The sequence below is a fragment of the Methanobacteriaceae archaeon genome, from assembly GCA_029219465.1.
Lineage (GTDB): Archaea > Methanobacteriota > Methanobacteria > Methanobacteriales > Methanobacteriaceae > Methanocatella.
Map to the genome: position 1 here is coordinate 25,388 of JAQXTL010000011.1, position 17,486 is coordinate 42,873.

At 29.3% G+C, this 17,486-nt stretch carries 20 protein-coding genes; 9 read left to right on the forward strand and 11 right to left on the reverse strand.

Going from position 1 to position 17,486, the window contains the following annotated elements; translation table 11 throughout:
- Positions 1 to 82: 82 nt before the first annotated feature.
- Positions 83 to 970 carry a PhoU domain-containing protein gene (locus PUD86_06430; GenBank protein MDD6776910.1) on the reverse strand — a complete coding sequence of 296 codons (888 nt, stop codon included), beginning with the start codon at positions 968 to 970 and terminating at the stop codon, positions 83 to 85.
- A gap of 68 nt (positions 971 to 1,038) precedes the next feature.
- Positions 1,039 to 1,332, reverse strand: a complete 294-nt coding sequence (locus PUD86_06435) for a TfoX/Sxy family protein (protein MDD6776911.1) — start codon at positions 1,330 to 1,332, stop codon at positions 1,039 to 1,041.
- Positions 1,333 to 1,421: 89 nt separating this feature from the next.
- Between PUD86_06435 and PUD86_06440 the strand changes: the two genes are divergently transcribed.
- Both PUD86_06440 and PUD86_06445 read left to right on the forward strand, forming a co-directional pair.
- Entirely contained in the window at positions 1,422 to 1,724 is a 303-nt protein-coding gene (locus PUD86_06440; GenBank protein ID MDD6776912.1) for a hypothetical protein, read from the forward strand.
- A 95-nt stretch (positions 1,725 to 1,819) separates the two neighbouring features.
- Positions 1,820 to 2,917 carry a DUF2779 domain-containing protein gene (locus PUD86_06445; GenBank protein ID MDD6776913.1) on the forward strand — a complete coding sequence of 366 codons (1,098 nt, stop codon included), beginning with the start codon at positions 1,820 to 1,822 and terminating at the stop codon, positions 2,915 to 2,917.
- A 64-nt stretch (positions 2,918 to 2,981) separates the two neighbouring features.
- Here the strand turns inward: PUD86_06445 and PUD86_06450 are convergent, their stop codons facing one another.
- The 3 genes from PUD86_06450 to PUD86_06460 form a co-directional block, all read right to left on the reverse strand.
- Positions 2,982 to 3,788: a hypothetical protein gene (locus PUD86_06450; GenBank protein ID MDD6776914.1), complete on the reverse strand. Its 807-nt coding sequence runs from the start codon at positions 3,786 to 3,788 to the stop codon at positions 2,982 to 2,984.
- Positions 3,789 to 3,909: 121 nt separating this feature from the next.
- Complete coding sequence (locus tag PUD86_06455) at positions 3,910 to 4,422, reverse strand: CPBP family intramembrane metalloprotease (protein ID MDD6776915.1); 513 nt, start codon at positions 4,420 to 4,422, stop codon at positions 3,910 to 3,912.
- 162 nt (positions 4,423 to 4,584) lie between these two features.
- On the reverse strand, positions 4,585 to 4,833 hold the full coding sequence (locus PUD86_06460; GenBank protein ID MDD6776916.1) for a hypothetical protein: 249 nt from the start codon (positions 4,831 to 4,833) through the stop codon (positions 4,585 to 4,587).
- 108 nt (positions 4,834 to 4,941) lie between these two features.
- On the opposite strand from PUD86_06460, the gene PUD86_06465 reads away from it, so the two are divergent.
- Together PUD86_06465 and PUD86_06470 are read left to right on the forward strand one after the other, a co-directional pair.
- Positions 4,942 to 5,577, forward strand: coding sequence for an acyltransferase (locus tag PUD86_06465; GenBank protein ID MDD6776917.1), 636 nt, complete (start codon positions 4,942 to 4,944; stop codon positions 5,575 to 5,577).
- Between the two features lie 62 nt (positions 5,578 to 5,639).
- On the forward strand, positions 5,640 to 6,029 hold the full coding sequence (locus tag PUD86_06470) for a hypothetical protein (GenBank protein MDD6776918.1): 390 nt from the start codon (positions 5,640 to 5,642) through the stop codon (positions 6,027 to 6,029).
- A gap of 36 nt (positions 6,030 to 6,065) precedes the next feature.
- Here the strand turns inward: PUD86_06470 and PUD86_06475 are convergent, their stop codons facing one another.
- Positions 6,066 to 6,986, reverse strand: coding sequence for an SAP domain-containing protein (locus tag PUD86_06475; protein ID MDD6776919.1), 921 nt, complete (start codon positions 6,984 to 6,986; stop codon positions 6,066 to 6,068).
- Positions 6,987 to 7,170: 184 nt separating this feature from the next.
- Here PUD86_06475 and PUD86_06480 point away from each other — a divergent pair, with 184 nt between their 5' ends.
- Positions 7,171 to 7,338 (forward strand): hypothetical protein, encoded by a 168-nt coding sequence (locus PUD86_06480; protein ID MDD6776920.1) that lies wholly within the window; start codon positions 7,171 to 7,173, stop codon positions 7,336 to 7,338.
- 132 nt (positions 7,339 to 7,470) lie between these two features.
- Complete coding sequence (locus PUD86_06485; GenBank protein MDD6776921.1) at positions 7,471 to 9,264, forward strand: YhgE/Pip domain-containing protein; 1,794 nt, start codon at positions 7,471 to 7,473, stop codon at positions 9,262 to 9,264.
- A gap of 38 nt (positions 9,265 to 9,302) precedes the next feature.
- On the opposite strand, the gene PUD86_06490 is transcribed toward PUD86_06485, so the two are convergent.
- On the reverse strand, positions 9,303 to 9,635 hold the full coding sequence (locus PUD86_06490) for a hypothetical protein (protein MDD6776922.1): 333 nt from the start codon (positions 9,633 to 9,635) through the stop codon (positions 9,303 to 9,305).
- 37 nt (positions 9,636 to 9,672) lie between these two features.
- Here PUD86_06490 and PUD86_06495 point away from each other — a divergent pair, with 37 nt between their 5' ends.
- On the forward strand, positions 9,673 to 11,037 hold the full coding sequence (locus PUD86_06495) for an MATE family efflux transporter (protein ID MDD6776923.1): 1,365 nt from the start codon (positions 9,673 to 9,675) through the stop codon (positions 11,035 to 11,037).
- Between the two features lie 140 nt (positions 11,038 to 11,177).
- Positions 11,178 to 11,702 (forward strand): hypothetical protein, encoded by a 525-nt coding sequence (locus tag PUD86_06500; protein MDD6776924.1) that lies wholly within the window; start codon positions 11,178 to 11,180, stop codon positions 11,700 to 11,702.
- On the opposite strand, the gene PUD86_06505 is transcribed toward PUD86_06500, so the two are convergent.
- Positions 11,703 to 12,719, reverse strand: coding sequence for a zinc-binding dehydrogenase (locus tag PUD86_06505; GenBank protein MDD6776925.1), 1,017 nt, complete (start codon positions 12,717 to 12,719; stop codon positions 11,703 to 11,705).
- Positions 12,712 to 13,422 (reverse strand): 2-C-methyl-D-erythritol 4-phosphate cytidylyltransferase, encoded by a 711-nt coding sequence (locus PUD86_06510; protein MDD6776926.1) that lies wholly within the window; start codon positions 13,420 to 13,422, stop codon positions 12,712 to 12,714. Before PUD86_06510 ends, PUD86_06505 begins: the two co-directional genes overlap by 8 nt.
- Positions 13,423 to 13,604: 182 nt before the next feature.
- On the opposite strand from PUD86_06510, the gene PUD86_06515 reads away from it, so the two are divergent.
- Positions 13,605 to 14,789, forward strand: a complete 1,185-nt coding sequence (locus PUD86_06515; GenBank protein ID MDD6776927.1) for a coenzyme F420-0:L-glutamate ligase — start codon at positions 13,605 to 13,607, stop codon at positions 14,787 to 14,789.
- 358 nt (positions 14,790 to 15,147) lie between these two features.
- Here PUD86_06515 and PUD86_06520 read toward each other — a convergent pair whose 3' ends face one another.
- Positions 15,148 to 16,158, reverse strand: coding sequence for a hypothetical protein (locus PUD86_06520; GenBank protein MDD6776928.1), 1,011 nt, complete (start codon positions 16,156 to 16,158; stop codon positions 15,148 to 15,150).
- On the reverse strand, positions 16,124 to 17,470 hold the full coding sequence (locus PUD86_06525; GenBank protein MDD6776929.1) for a hypothetical protein: 1,347 nt from the start codon (positions 17,468 to 17,470) through the stop codon (positions 16,124 to 16,126). Before PUD86_06525 ends, PUD86_06520 begins: the two co-directional genes overlap by 35 nt.
- Positions 17,471 to 17,486: the final 16 nt, after the last annotated feature.

Below are 17,486 nucleotides of genomic sequence, written 5' to 3' on the forward strand. Positions count from 1 at the left end.
AACTAAAATAAGAAATTTAAGTTTTAAATTAATAAAAATAAAAAAAATAAACAGAAATAATATGCTAATAAATGAGCAAATATTATTCCCTAAATGTGCGCGGAACTGTTGGTCTTGGAATATCTTTATGAAACTCAGCAGCCAATTCCATAATTTCTACTGAAATATCCCCTATTCTTTCAAATGATTTTACCACACGAGAAATGTAAATATAATAATTGGATTTTTCAACATCGTCAAAAGAAGTTTCAGCCATCTGACCAGCAATTTTTGCCATAGCATTTTCCTGCTTTTCATGCATTTTTTCTTCACAATCCATTAAATCTCCACGCAACTCCAATTCACCATTTATAAATGCATCAGTTGCATATGAAATTGATTTTTGAGCATATTTATGCATTTTTTTTAAAATTGCTAAAAGTTCATCATCAACTGGAGTTTCATCATTTATAACAAATTTAGCAATATGACCAGAATAATCACCAATACGCTCATAGTTATATGCTGCTTCATTAAATAGAATTATCTTTGAAAGTTTAAAGTGAGGATTAACACTAACAACAGCATCAACAGTAGAACGGACCTTTTCAAACATGTTGTTTGTAGTAAAATCCAATTCCAATGCTCTTTCAGCCATATCATTATCATTATTTAATATTGATTCAAAAGATAGCTCAACTTCACTTTTAACATGGTCAGCCATATTTCTTAACATATTTTCAACTAATGAATATGCAGAATTCTGCTTTGAGTTAAAATTAGGATCTGAAGAACCGTAAACTTCATCATATTTTTTCATATCAACAACATATGATCTCTTAACGATATCCTCATCAATTAATGGTTTTAGTAATTGAGTAACGTATCTACGACTAATTCCTAATTTTTCAGCAATTTCGTCTTGAGTAGATGGATTATCATAAACAATTACATCTAAAATATCTTCTAATGTTTTATTGGTTTTAGCCAATTGTTTTTCCTCCAGTTAATTTCATTTGATATTTAATTTTATAATACTCACTATTATATATGTATTTTTTAAGTTATGCATTTCTTAATCAATGTCTTTTTTTTCGAATTGTAAAATTCTTTTAAATTTTCTTTATCATCGTCAGATAAATTATGCCAACGAATATTTTGTATGGCTCCCTCCAAAGCCATTAATCTGTTTATACATGCACTTTCATCTATTTTTTTAATTTTTAGCCATGCTTCCTTACTGCCAATATTAATCAAATCATCAACAGTGTTTATTCCAACTTCATTTAATTGTTTTTCAACTACTTTACCAATATTTGGCAGTTTAGATAGCTCTCCCATTTTATACCTCATTATAATATTAATTCCAGTTTTATTTATTTTGAAGAAATCATAATTTTTAAATCTGAAAATTATTAAACTTTATTATATAGGTGTGCATTATGGATAAGTTATTTTTATCAAAATCTAGTTATTGTGACTGTATTCAATGTAATAAGATGTTCTGGTTGAATAAATATAAAAAAGACCTTGCTGTTGTTAATGTTAATGATAATATTTTAGAAAATGGTCGTAAAGTTGGCGAGTTTGCAAAAGGATTATTTGGAGATTATGTGGAAGTTCCATATGATTTAAGCATTAATAAAAGAATAGAAAAAACAAAGGAATTGCTTAAAATAATCAGAATGTCATTGCTGAAGCATCATTTAACTATGACAATAATTTTTGCAGTGTTGATCTTTTAAAAATCAATCCAGATGGCGTAGAAATATATGAAGTTAAAAGCTCAACTGAAATAAAAAACATCTACTATGAAGATATTGCATACCAGTATTATGTATTGTCAAATCTTGGTTTGACTGTTAATGGAGCATATATTGTTTATGTCAATAATAAATACATTAAAATAGGTGAATTAGATATTGAACAGTATTTTAAAAATGAAAATGTTACAGAAACTGTTAAAGAAATGCAAAATAGTGTAAAAACAAATATTGAAAATGTAAGAGAACTTATCCAATCATGCGATTGTGAAAATGAACCAGATAGCAATATTGGACCTAATTGTTTTGATCCATATGAATGTGCATTCTGGCAATACTGTACAAAAGATTTACCAAAACCTAATGTATTTGATATTGCAGGCATGTGGACTAGTAAAAAATTCGAAAATTATTATAACGGTAAAATCTCTTTTGAAGACTTAAAAAATGAAGATATCAATGAGAAATATTTAGAACAAATTGATTTTGAATTAAACAACAGACCACCAAAAATAAATAAAAAGACTTTAGTTGATATATTGGACTCCCTTAAATATCCATTATATTTCATTGACTATGAATCTATCCAACCTGCAATTCCAGTTTATGATGGGACCAAACCATACCAGCAAATACCATTCCAGTACTCATTACATATAATTAAAGAAAAAGAAGCTCCATTAGAACATAAAGAATTCCTTGCAGACATTAACGACGAGAATATGATTAGAACATTTGCTGAAAATATGATCAAAGACATGCCTGAGGAAGGTAGTGTTATTGTTTATAATAGTGGTTTTGAATCAACACGTAACAAAGAAATTGGAGAAATGTTTCCTGACCTAAGTTCACAAATGGAGATGTTTAACAATAACATGGTTGATTTGATGGCACCATTTAGAGCAAGAGATTATTATACAAAAGAAATGAAAGGATCATACTCCATTAAATACGTATTACCCGCATTATATCCTGATGATCCCGAACTTGATTATAGTAATCTCCCATTAGTTCATAAAGGTGATGAAGCATCAGAAGCATTTTTAAGTCTAAAAGATAAAAATTCTGAAGAACAAGAAATAATCAGAGATGCATTATTAAAATATTGTGAACTTGACACATTAGCTATGATTAAAATTTGGCAAAACTTTAAACAAGTAACCAACTATGAATAGTTGGTTTTTATTTTTTTATAATGAATAATAGTAGAATATAAATCATTGATTTATATCCACTATATCAGTTAAAATCCATAGCATAGTCTTCATCCCAATCATCAGAATCATCGTAATCGTCATCAAAATCATCATCAAAATCATCATCAAAATCATCATTTAGACTATTGTAATAATCATTACCTCTAGAATATAATGATAGACTACCATCTGAATTGACAATATATGAATCATCATTTGGTGCCGGATGAACTATTGCTCCGGGAGGATAATAACCCATCAAAGTACCATCATCATAGTATACTGGGAAAGTCTTCTGTTCAGAATTACTATATGAATCAGCGACCTTATTAGCAGTTAATGTAGAATTTACGGCTTTAAATTGAATAGATTTTACCATATGAATGACTACATCTTTATTTTTACAGCAGATTATAATATTATCATGAGTAGTATCATTACCCAAACAGATACAGTAAATTTCATCATTATCCTTCATCTTTACATTATCAGATAATTGACCAGCACTTAATTTATATACTGTATACCCATCAATATTTTGTGAATCACAACTTCCAATTATCTCTTTAATTGCATAGAAACCCAATGCTCCACCTAATTCATTAGCATTATCTCCTTCCTGACTATTAAAAGAAATCAATACTCCATCTGACCAATTCCACATTTTGATACCGTATTCCTCACCAAGATACTTGGCTTGTGATGTTGGAATTTCAATACTAGTACCATTAGGAACCAACTCAATTCTTTCGTAACTAATAGAATTGGAAAGAGATATGAATATTGCACAGGTTAAAGCACAAATACTTATAACAAGAATAGCTATTAAAATCTTATCTCTATTTTCCATTTTATTTTCCCCAAATCATTATCAATTATTCAAAACAGCATATTGTGAAAATATTAATTTAACATAATATACACTATTTTATAATATTTTGATAATAAGATTTAAAAGTTATTAATTCAAGCTAACTTCCAATTGCATTCACCAACATATGAGCCAACATGGAAGAATAAGTGTTATCAGTCTTATATTTTAAAAATCCAAATATTAAACCTAAGATAAGCCCAGTTATCACTTTCCACACCATAATATTGAAAATATCTGCAGTTGGATTGAATAGACTTGTTCTAAATATAATTGTGTCAATATAACCTAAATGCCAGAACCCAAACACTAAAGTAGACAAAAGAAACTTGTATGTTTTGTTATTGGAGATTTCCTCATAAACAAGTCCTCTAAACAATATTTCTTCAAATATAACAGTAATAAAAGCACCATAAATCAATGAAACAATTGAAGATATTTCATAATTTTGTGTTATTAGGGGTGTTAATGCAAATATGCCAAATACAACAATAGATGCTATTAAATAGATTTTATTGAATTTTTCAGGAAAAATATTTAGTTTGATATCTTTTTTTACAGCAAAAACTAAAATTGCAATGGTCATTATAACCATAAAAACAATACTTACCAAAGTATCAACAAATATACTTCGATTAACAAACTCGAATATTATAAACTTAAAGCAAATTCTAAGTAATTGAATTACTATTAATAATAAAATAATATTCTAATCCGTTTAAAATTCATAATAATCTAAATTAAAATAAAAAAAGGGGATTTAATTAAATCCCATCTATAAACCAAGTTCAAAAGTAAATCTGTATTCTTGGTTGATAATTTGCATTCCTTTAAAGGAACCTTTTAAAATATCTGCAACTTTTTGTAAGTCTTCTGCAGTAACGGAATTACCATTAGCTAATGGAGAGAAAAAGGTAATTTCATTATCTGTAATGAGATAATTTAAAAGTTTTGTGTCCTCTTTTTGGTATTTTTCAACAATTGCTAAGATTTCTTCTTCAACAGCTTTGTCTAAGTTTGACATAATTATCACCTTTACATAATACTTTAATTAAATAGCATAAATACTTTTATAAAAAAAATAAATCACAAAAATAACTTATTAAATAAAACTTTAAATAAATACATTAATATGACCTCAACTGGAAATGCTAAAAAGAGAATTTTTTATTATGATTTTTTAAGATGTTTTGCAATATTATCAGTTATTGCATGCCATGTTTTTGCAATTCCAGTTGTTAGAATTAGTAATTTCGGTTCAGGGCTTTGGTATTATTCATTATTTTTAAATACTCTCAGAGACATTGCTGTTCCAATGTTTGTTTTAATAAGTGGTGCTCTTCTTTTAGATAAAAAAGAAACATTAACTAAATTTACTAAAAAAAGAATAAACAGAGTTATTATACCCTATTTAGTTTGGACAATAATTTTTATACTATTTACATACATGTGCTCTCAAATTGGAATTGGTAAACCTAATTTAAGCTTAGAAAGTATTATTTCAAGTGTTGCAACCATCAGATTAGTTGGAATTCCAACTTATTTCTGGTTTGTTCAGATGATATTTGTTGTATATATCGTTATTTTCATATTAAATAAATTAAATGAAAGATATCCAAATACTTTAAAAATAGCTTTAGTTTTAGGTTTAATCATTATAGCTGCATATAATTTGAATATAATACCATTGGAGAGACCATCAAATTATCCTTTTTATGATATTTTTGCAGTTATAGGATATTATCTATCTAAAATAGATTTAAAATAGACGAAAACAAACTAACAATCATATTTTTTGTTGTAAGTGTTGTTTTATACATTCTTGAAGTATTGCTTATTGCATCATCATCATCACTAGCTGCAAATAAATATGCTGAAATCTCTCAATTTGAACTTTTAAACGTAGTTATATTATGCTCAACATTTTTATTTGCAAGATATTTCTCAAAATCAAGAGGTTTACTTGGAAATACATTTGATAAAATTGAAAATTCAAAACTTGGAGATGCAATAAATTCAATAAGTTTTACAAGTTTTGGTATTTATTTATGCCATATGATGATTTTTGTGTTATTTCAATACATTTTAACACCTCTTCAAGATCAAAATTATTTCATTTATGTTAATTTGGTGTTAATATTGACTATTGGAATTTCATGGTTTATAATTTGGGTTTTAAGTAAAATTCCGCACGTAAATAAGATTTCAGGTGCTGGTTAATAAAAAAAAAGTGGTAAAAGTTGAAAATTAGTTAATCTAAATTCCAAACTTTTTATCAAAGTATTTTTGTCTTAAATCGAAATTAAGCTCTTCGATGTCTGCACCAGACATAGCTTTTTGTAAGATTTTGTAACAAGCTTTTTTAGGTACAGTTGTGCTTTTAATATTGGATTTATTCCAGATTCTATCAAATCTTTTCTTTAAGCTTCCAATATTAACTTGTTCAACTACATTTTTTAAATTAATTACGTTTGCATAATTAATAACTTCATAAGTAGCATAAGTTTGTGGATCCATCATAATAGGGTTTAATCCTAAGATGAATCTTTGTAAGTCATATTCTAAGAATGATTCATAATCTTTATCATATGCATATACGTGTGCTTTTGCAGATAATGCATCAATGAATACTAAAAATTGATTTGAGATTAATGCTCTTGAAATGATTTCATCACAGAAGTTTAAAGCAGTTTGTACATTGTCTTCAGATGAATTTTTCATATAGGTTTCATAATCTTCAAATCTGAATGCAACAAGTGCAAACATGTATAAATCCATCCATTCATTCTCTTTTAAGAATTCTTTTGCTTTATCAGTTAAATCTAAATCTGCAGAAATTTCTTCGTCACTTTCAGCATCATCAGTATTTAATACAGTTAATACTCTTTCAACAAGTTCTTGTTTTTTACCTGAAACTTTTAAGTTATTTTCTCTTAAAATATCTTTTAATTGAGCAACAGTGTATTTTTTAGATACTTCTTCAGCAGTTAATTCTTCATTACCAACACCACTTACTTCAAAATCTCCTTCAAGATATCCTTCATCGACTAAATGTTTAATACAGTCTTGTGCTGATGGGAAAGTTCCAAAATTACCCTCATTTAAAATATCATCAAGTTCATAGCCATTATCTAAAAAATTTAAAACATTAAATATCTCTAATTTTTGTTCACTCACATAAACACCTTTAATATTTCATTAGCAACAATCAAAATTGCCAAATCTAATAATAAAACTTCCAATTAAGAAAGTATGTAAATATAATATATGATATTTTATATTTTAGTTAATTTAATGTTTTGCATAAAAAAGGGCTAAATTGTTCAAAATTATTAATATTTAGACCAACGAATAATAGTATATGAAAACTTGTCCGAAATGTATGAGAGAATTAAAAAAGGTTTTTAATAGCGATAGTGGTGATGAGTTGGCTCTTGAATCACTGGACAATGAAATTATTCTTGGAAATTGTTATGTTGATGAGCATACTTATTATTGTGAATATTGCGATGAATTTTTTAAAATATGAATACCTTTTTAAACATTCACTAACATAAATTAGATAATGGTTAATTAATATGAGGACAGTTTAAAAGTCCCCAATAATTTATTTTAACTTAAACTAACCTATGCATTATCTTAATTATAGATGAGGTGCAAAATGAGCAAATTTAATTTAAAAAATATTAAAGAAATAATGAAAAATGATTTTCATGCAGCATTCTCAAATCCTATAGTAATATTCGTTTTATTTGCAATTGTAATTCTACCTTCCCTTTACGCTGTTTTAAATATCGAAGCGTGTTGGGATCCTTATGAAAATACAGATGAGGTAGTATTTGCAATAGCTAATCTAGATAATGGAACAACAATGGAAGGTTCTCCTTTAAATGTTGGAAATGAGATTGTAAAGAAATTGGAAAACAATACGAAATTTGACTGGAAATTTGTAAGTGAAGAGGAACTACGTAATGGAGTTCACGACGGAAAGTATTATGCAGGTATTGTAATACCTAAAAATCTAAGTGAAAACATTGCTTCAATTCTAACAGATAACCCAAAACAGGCAAAACTTGAATATATTGTTAATATTAAGTCAAATCCTGTTGCTTCTAAATTAACTGATACTGCTGCAAATACTGTTTATACAACAGTTAATGCTAAAATTGTTGAAGTTATAAACCTTGCAGCATATGGAAAACTTGGTGAGTTAAAAGATGGTCTTTCTGCAGGTGCAGTTCAGTTATATAGTGGTGGAAGTCAAATCTCAGCAGGAGCATCCCAAATATCTGCAGGAGCAAGTCAGGTGTCTGCAGGAGCAGGAGAAGTTCAGTCAGGTGCTTCACAAATTAAAGACAAATCTTCAGCAATTACACAAGGTGCAGGAGATGTGCAAAAAGGCTCTGCAGCAATTAAACAGGGAGCAAGTGAAATTGAACAAGGGTCTAAAGAAATTCAATCACAAATTGACCCATCAAAACTTCCAAGTCCAACAAAAGAATACGTGGAAGGAAATATTAAACTTGCAAATGGAAGTGGAGAATTAGCAAAAAGTTCATCACAACTAGCAGATGGTTCATCACAATTAGCTGACGGTTCATCACAACTTGCAAATGGGGCTAGCAGTTTAGCTGACGGTTCAGCACAATTGGCAGAAGGTTCATTAAGTCTTGCTGCAGGTTCTCAAATGCTTTCAACTTCTGCAGCTCAAGCATTATACATGGCGGCTGCATCACTTAGTTCATCTGCAAATTCACTCTCAAGTGTTACTGGAATTAATGAATCACAACTTGGAGATTATTTCTACTCCCCAATTAAATTAGATAGACATGAAGAGTTCCCAGTTCCTGATTACGGATCAGAAGTAGCTCCATTTTACATTGTACTATCTATGTGGGTTGGTGCAATTCTTACCTGTGTAATGATTGCTCCTGGAACAAGTGCTGGAACAAAATACACTCCAACTGAAATGTACTTTGGTAAATTAACATTATTTATTGTTTTAAGTATCCTTCAAGCTATTGTTACAATAATTGGAACATTATTACTTGGAATTTATGTAAGTAACCTGCCATTATTCATATTTTCATTGATATTGGTATCTGCAACATTCATGATTTTAGTTTATTCAATTATTTCAGCATTAGGCCATGTTGGAAAAGCAATTGGAGTAATTTTATTAGTACTTCAAATATCTGGAACCGGAGGAATTTATCCTATTGAAATTATGCAACATTTCTTCCAGATTTTATATCCATATTTACCAATGACTTATGCAATCACATTAATTCGTGAAGCACAATTAGGACTTGTTATGCCTAATTACTTATTTGCATTGGTTGTTCTTGTGGGAATTGGAATTGCTACAATTATTGTTGCAACAATCATTAAACAAAAAGCAGATAAAGTATCCCATTACTTTGAAGAACGCTTAGAAGAAAGTGGATTATTCTAGAAGTTAATTTTTAACTTCTCTTTTTTTATTTTTTTAATTTATAAATTCAATATATCTTTATCAGGATTTGCATTTTTATGTAAATTAATTTTAACATCCAAGTTCCATGCAAAATCCAAAAGCACACCATATATTACTTTTAAATTATCGTCTGAAAAATCTTTTAAATAATAAATCTTGCACTTATCATCGTTTACAACAAATTTCATCAAATGCCTATGTACACTAATGGATTCTGGATTATAAATGACAATATCATCAGTAATATATTCAAGTAATTTGTCTAATTCAAATATATCTTCTGTTAAAACTTCAACATCACAATTTGGAAATTTTTCTTTAATTATTTTCTCATAATCCACTTCAAACATAATTAATAAATATGGTCATAATCAAATATAAAATACTATGGGTAATAAAAATGTAGCATTAATGAGAGGAGAACCTGAGATAGCTGTTAAAAAATTGGCTATCCCAATTATGATATCAATGATTTTAACTGCAATGTACAATATTATTGATGGTATTTGGGTAGCAGGTCTTGGACAGACAGCTATTGCAGGGATTGGATTTGTAACACCTATCTTTATGGTGTTAAACGGAGCAAGTGTAGGGCTTGGAAATGGTGCAACAAGTAGTATTTCAAGATTTATTGGTGCTAAAGACCATGATATGGCAAATAAATCTGCAACACACTCAATAATTATTTTTTTAATCGGATCAATTATTTTAACCGTTGCATTGTTAATGGTTCAAGAGCCACTACTTATGAGTTATGGGGCAAGTGGAGCAACATTAACTGAAGCATTGAAATATTCAACACCAATGTTTTTAGGATTAATTGCATTTATGTTTTCAAATGGTTGTAGTGGAATCCTTCGTGGAGAAGGAGATATGAAAAGAGCAATGTATGTTGTTGTAGCTACTGTTGTTTTAAATGCAATCTTAGATCCATTATTTATCTACACATTAGGATTAGGTTCTGCTGGAGCGTCCTTAGCAACAATCACAAGTTCTGCTATTGCAGCATTAATCATGTTATACTGGATTTTAGTTAAAAAAGACACCTATGTCCAGGTAGCTATTAAAAAGTTTAAATTTGACTTAGGTTTAGTAAAAGACATATTGAAAGTTGGAATTCCATCATCTCTTGATATGTTAATAATGGCAATTGCAATGTCTATTTTCTTACTTATAATCTCAATGGTTGGGGGAGATTACGGAATCGCTACATTCACATCAGGTCAAAGACTATACTTATTTGCAATAATGCCACTTACAGCTATCGGTTCAGCAGTAATTGCAGTATCAGGTAGCGCATTTGGTGCTAAAAATGGTGATTATCTTTCAAGAACACACAAATACGGTGTTAAATTTGGTTTAGCATTAGGAACAGCAATCACATTAATTTTAGTAATCTTTGCAACACCACTTGCAACATTATTTGCATATACTCCGCAAACTGCAAGCCTTGTTCCAGGAATCGCTTCATATCTTCAAATTGCATGTCCTGCATTAATATTAATTGGAATAGGAATACCTTCCAGTTTCTTTTATCAGGGAATTGGAAAAGGAACATATAGTTTAATGTTTACTATTCTACGTGAAATTGTATTTGTAGTTCCATTAATTATAATCTTCGTATACGTATTTAACTTAAATTTAATTGGAGTTTGGTTAGGTTTAGCTATTGGAAGAGGATTTACAAGTATATTGAATTACCTATTTGCAAGACATGAAATCAGAAAACTTAAATTTCAATTTAAAAATTAAGAGTTAAATTACTCTTAATACTACTTCTTTTTTTAAAAATATTGATTTAACCTTGTAAAATTGCTTTAAAAAATAACTTACTACTTTATTAATCTTAAAATTATATATAAGCAATGCAAATCAATTAATAAGGTTAAATCATGGAAGAACAAAATTTTATAATGCAAACAAAAATCATACAAGAAACATTTAACGACAAAAGAAAAATCAGATGCAAACTACCAATTGATAAATTACAATTAGAAGACAACATCCACCAGGAAGGAAATCTCTTTATTAGTGAAAATAACGAAATTATATATCTTGAATTGCAGCTAACCGACTTTACAGAAGACGAACTTGTAAAATATGTTGAACTTGCAGAAGCATTATATGAAAAAAAGAACTGTCACGTTTCCATATACATAATATGTCCAAATACAATTGACATATGTGTTAAGGAATGTGAAATTAAATCAGAAGCAGACTTTACAATCAAACTTGCAGCAATTGAAGAAAATCCAGCACATATGCTACTCAATATAATTAAAAATAAACTAAAAAAAGGAGAAACTCTTGATAATGATGATTTATATGCTCTATCAATGATGCCAATGATATGTAAAAAAGAAGAGAGAAACTATTTTAGAAAGGAATATTTCAAGATAATTAATAATTTTAATTAATTACTTGTTCCATTTCAAGATAGTTTTACCAAAACGGGAAATATAGTCTCTATCAAATGCTTCTTTTAAATCATTTAGAGAATTGATTTCATATATTTGAGTAACTAATTTTTCCAGGTATTCGAAAAGTTTAGGGTTTTGTTTAAGAGTTTCTACAACTCCAACAAAATCTTCTCTTTCAGAACGGCTATTTCCCTGAATTGTAAGTCCTTTTTCTAAAACCATACGAGTATTAAGTGGTATTGGATATTCACTTACACCAAAAAGATTTATTGTTCCTTGAGGATTTATTAAATCAATAATCTGGTCAATTGCAGATTGTGATGCGCTTGAACCTACACATTCAAATGCATGGTCAATTGTAACATCTTTTGAAACATTATGAATTGGATATATCCCATCAGCAAATGAAAATAAACTAAGATTTTCCATGTGTTTTCCAAAAACAAATATCTTGGATTCGGGAAACTTTTCTTTTAGCAATAAAGCAGTGATAAAACCTAAATTACCGTCACCCCATACTCCTAAAACATCTTTTGGAGTTATTGCTATTTCATCAAACTTGGAAATTCCCTGATAAGCTACTGAGAGTAGTTCAATAAATGCAGAAACCTGAAGGTTAAAATCATCTGGTATTTTAACAACACGACTTGCATCCAATTTAATTAAATCAGATGTAAATCCATCAAAACCACTGCCTCTAAATTTAGAATTATATGAATAATTAGCCCTGTAGACATCTTCGCCTTCAGGAGTATTTGGAATCAATACAACATTATCACCAGATTTAAACTCACCAGAATCATCAAAGACAACTTCACCTACTGCTTCATGGATTAATGCCATAGGTAATTTTTCTTCAAGAACCTCAGCAGGACGTGAGCCTTGATAGTACCTTTGATCTGCCTGACAAATTGAAAGATAGGTAGGTCTAACAATAACCCCACCAAGTTCAATTTCATCAATTGCCTCTTCAAAGAATTTCGGCGATTTTAATCTATAAACAATATTAATCATGAATATCCTCAAGTATTGTATTTGCTAATTTTAAATCATACGGATAAGTAATTTTAATATTTGTCACTTCACCATCAACTAGATATACATCTTCGTCCTTAAGAACAAATATTTTGCATGCATCTGTAAGTACATTGGATTCTTCTTCTGTTAAACTATTGATTAAGTTGAAAAGTTTCTTTATATTGAAGCTCTGTGGTGTTTGGCCTTGGTAATAATAATCCCTTACAGGAATACTTTCAATAGTCCTAGAATTAATACTCTCAACAATAGTATCAGTAGCAGGAACTACAGTATCACATGCACCATATCTTTTTGCAGCATCAATATTATCTTCAATAATCCTGTGAGTTACAAATGGACGTACGGAATCATGAGTAAGAATAATTGACTCATCATCAATTCCAAAATTCTCATCAATATACTTAATACTATTAATTAATGTATCATTTCTTGTTTTACCACCTTCAATAACAATAATATTATCATTTTTCCCAATATGTTCTTCAATTAAATGGTTGGTATGATTAATGAAATTCTTAGGTGTTAAAACAATTATCTTATCAATTTTTTCATTAATAACAAACTTTTCAATAGTGTGAATAATAACAGGTTTATTTCCTAATGGTAAAAACTGTTTAGGCACATCAGTTCCACTCATTCTTGAACCAATCCCGCCAGCCAAAATTGCTGCAAAAATCATATAAAAATTACCTCTTCCATAAATTTTTCTTAATATATTAATCTTTAAAAAATAGTATTTAACAATTTTTAAAAAACAAGCCTAAAAACAATCTCAAGATATTTATAATTAAAAAAATATAAAAAATTAATGGAATAATGAATATTCCAAATCTATATTATGATAATTCGGAGCAATAAAATATGCGATGTGTTGGTACAGTTGTTCGTGGAATAAGAACACCAATTATTAAAGAAAATGATGATTTAGCAACCATAGTTGTAGACTCAATTATGGCTGCAAAAGAAAGTGAAGGATTTGAATTTAAAGATAAAGATGTTGTAGCAATTACAGAAGCAGTTGTTGGAATTTCTGAAGGAAATTACGTAACTGTTGATGATATTGCACAGGATTTACAGGAAAAATTCCCATCAAAAAATATTGGAGTAACAAATCCTATTTTAAGTAGAAACAGATTTTCCATTGTCTTAAAAGGTATTGCAAGAGGAATGGATAAAATCACTCTTTTAACTTCTTTCCCATCAGATGAAGTTGGAAACGGTATTTTAGATGAAGAACTTTTAGATAATAGTGAATATAATTTAGCAAGCGTTATTAGTGAAGAAGAATACAAAAAGACATTTGGATCATGGAAACATCCATTTACTGGAATTAACATGATTGACTTTTACAAGGAATTAATTGAAAGTGAAGATTGTGAAGTTGAATTTGTATTTTCAAATGATGTTAAAACAATTCTTGACTACACCAGTGACGTGTTAAGTTGTGATATCCATACAAGAGAAAAAACAACAAAATTACTTAAAAATGAAGGAGCTAATGTTTACGGATTACACAACGTTTTAACCAAACCAATTGGAAATTCAGGATTTAACCCAGATTATGGATTACTTGGTTCAAACAAAGCAACCGAAGAAAGATTAAAGTTATTCCCAAAAACCGGTCAGCAATTAGTTGAAGAAGTTCAAAAAAGATTAATTGAAATAAGCGGAAAACAAATTGAAGTTATGGTTTATGGAGACGGTGCTTTTAAAGATCCTGTTGGACACATTTGGGAATTAGCAGATCCTGTTGTTTCACCAGCACATACAAGTGGATTAATAGGAACTCCTAATGAAATTAAATTAAAATATGTTTCTGACAATAAATTCGCAGACCTTAAAGGTGACGAATTAAAAGAAGCTATTAAAGAAGAAATAAAACACAAAGATAAAGATTTAACTGGTCAAATGATTACCCAGGGAACAACTCCTAGAAAATTAACCGACTTAATAGGTTCATTATGTGATTTAACTAGTGGTTCTGGGGATAAAGGAACACCAGTTGTATTTATTCAAGGATATTTTGATAATTTAGCAAATGACTAAATTACAAAAACCTTCTTTTTTTATTTTAAAATTAACTAAAAAAAAGTTCTAATTTTTACAAAAAAAAATAATTAGTTTTGAATAACAAAAAAAGAATTATTCAAAACACTACCTAAATTTTAAGTATTTAAAAGCAATATTAACCCCTTAATCAAAGGATAATATTACTTTCTATTTCTCAATACCTTAACCGTATGGGTAATAACCAATTCTACAAAATTCAATATTTATACTATTCATCATATTGTCTAAATATACACAAAGAGGTTCAAAAATTGAATCCACAGCAGAAAATGACATGAAATTACTCACGTGAGAAACACTAATCCCTCTACTTGATAAAACGGATTTAATATTATTAAAACATATTGATATTTTTAACAACATTAACTAACCTAGCAGGATTTTTACACCCTCCACGTATTAAATCATTATATTGTCCAACATAATTTTTTATACTTGCCAAATTATAATTTGGCATTAACTTATCCACCACACCGGTAGGATCTTCCCACTTAATTTGTTCACCTTTCATTATAATGTTATTACCTAACTCCATATCACTATCAGATAAACTAATTTTGACAGGCTTTGGATTTTTATTTTTACTAACAGGATTCTTACTTTCACTAACTGGATTTTCTCTTTCCTCATCCAATATAGTTCTTATCTTACTAGATGTTTGTGGATTTTCATTAGGGTTTTTTTCACCAATATCTTCATAAGGATCAGCCTCCTTAATACGCACATCACGTTTAGCATATTTCTCCTTAGGAGCTTTAACATCACCTTTATTTTGTTTGAATAATTTTTTACCGATTGTTTTACCTAATCCATACATCATTAAATGTCCAATTGCAGTATTTACAGAACTCCAAACTAAGTTACCAACATGTACATCATGGTTACATACTGCTTTGTAAGAGTTAATCCAAGTACTAGCAGCACTAGCAGCACCAACACTAACAGCACCAGAAATCACAGCAGAAACACCTTCCAAAGGAGCAAAGAAAATACCTGCAATCATAGTAGCAACAGACATCCAATTAGCAGTATAAGACAAAACACAATTCTTTATCTGACTAATACCCTTATCCAAGAAATAAGTTCCGTTAAAAGCCGTACTATTATCTGAATAAATAATATTAGATCTTCCGAGTTTTGAGTCGTAGATTGCGCTTCCTTCTTTATTGTAACCTCGATTATTGTTAAAAATACAATCTAATAAATTAGCACTACCTTCATTGTAGATTACACCACCATATTTAGCACTATTATCGCCAAAAGTACAGTTAACAAAATCACATGATCCAAAATTACGTACAGCTCCACCATTATCGTCTTCTGCAAAGAAATAACGAAATCTCATTACCAACAAAATCAGTATTATTCGCCAAAACACGCCCATGATTAATAATAGCACTATTAAAACCTTTAACAGTTACATTATCAAGAGTTAAAACACCAGAAGATGTAACATAAAACAAGTGATAATTAGCATTTTTATCACCATTACACCTTATAGTTGCACCATTACCAACAAGATGGACATTCATTCCACCTTTAATTTTACAGAAGTGAGCATCAACAAACTTATCAGCTTCATCTTTTTTAGTATTAGTGAAAAGACTTACACCCCAGTCTTTAAGTCCACCTAACATACCACCAATGTCTAAAAATGAATCCAAATCATTAACATGATTCACAATTCTTTTCCATAAACCACCATAATCCTCAGGACTCAAAGTATACTCCTTATTACCAGTTAAATTAATAACAACATCCGCATAATTATACTTAGACGCAGCAGTCAACTGAACTAAAACTTTACTAAGTTCTTCACTGTTTCTAACGTTTATTACTTTAGTGAAATTGGAATTGTTGTTTTTTGTGTTTAAAACACGTACAAGACCAGTATCACTACATTCAAACAATGGTACCTGATTAACATGATTTAAAAATACATACGCACTAGCACCGTTACTCATATAGAGATCTTCACCTGTACCCGTATTTCCTCCCCATTTACAGTCAAGGAATTTGTTTACTGATCCGTCTTCTCCGCAAACTGCACCACCATAACTACCTTTATTGTTTTTGAAAGTACAGTTAGCACAGGTTAAATCCGCGAAATTATCTATTGCTCCTCCTTCACGCATCAAACCATGGGAATTAAGAGTATCACTACGCTGATTATCAACAAAAGTAACATTATAAGCTACAACTTCACCATAAGAACGAATAGCAGGCTTACAACCAGTAAAAGTAAGATTACACAAAGACAACCTCACATTTTTACCAACATTAAAAAAAGTCTTACCATTACAAGACAAAGTCGCACCATTACCCATAACAACCACATCACCATGATCTATATGGAATAAAACGTCATCACCAGTGTTAAAATTATAATTCTTTTTAGTTAAATTAAGAACATGATTTCCATATTTAACATGCACACTATGCGCATCACCCATAGCCTTCTTAAAATCACCAGATGAAGAAACATTAACAAAATTACTATACGAATCAACATCCTTAGAAACAGGTACTGCACCAATATGATCATTAATACCTGCATCAGTAGCATTAAAATCACTAACATCACTAGCAAAAACAACATTCGCACTTAAAAAAACAGCACAAACAACTAACAATGCCAAAAACTTACTAAAATTCAAAAAAAATTAAACCTCC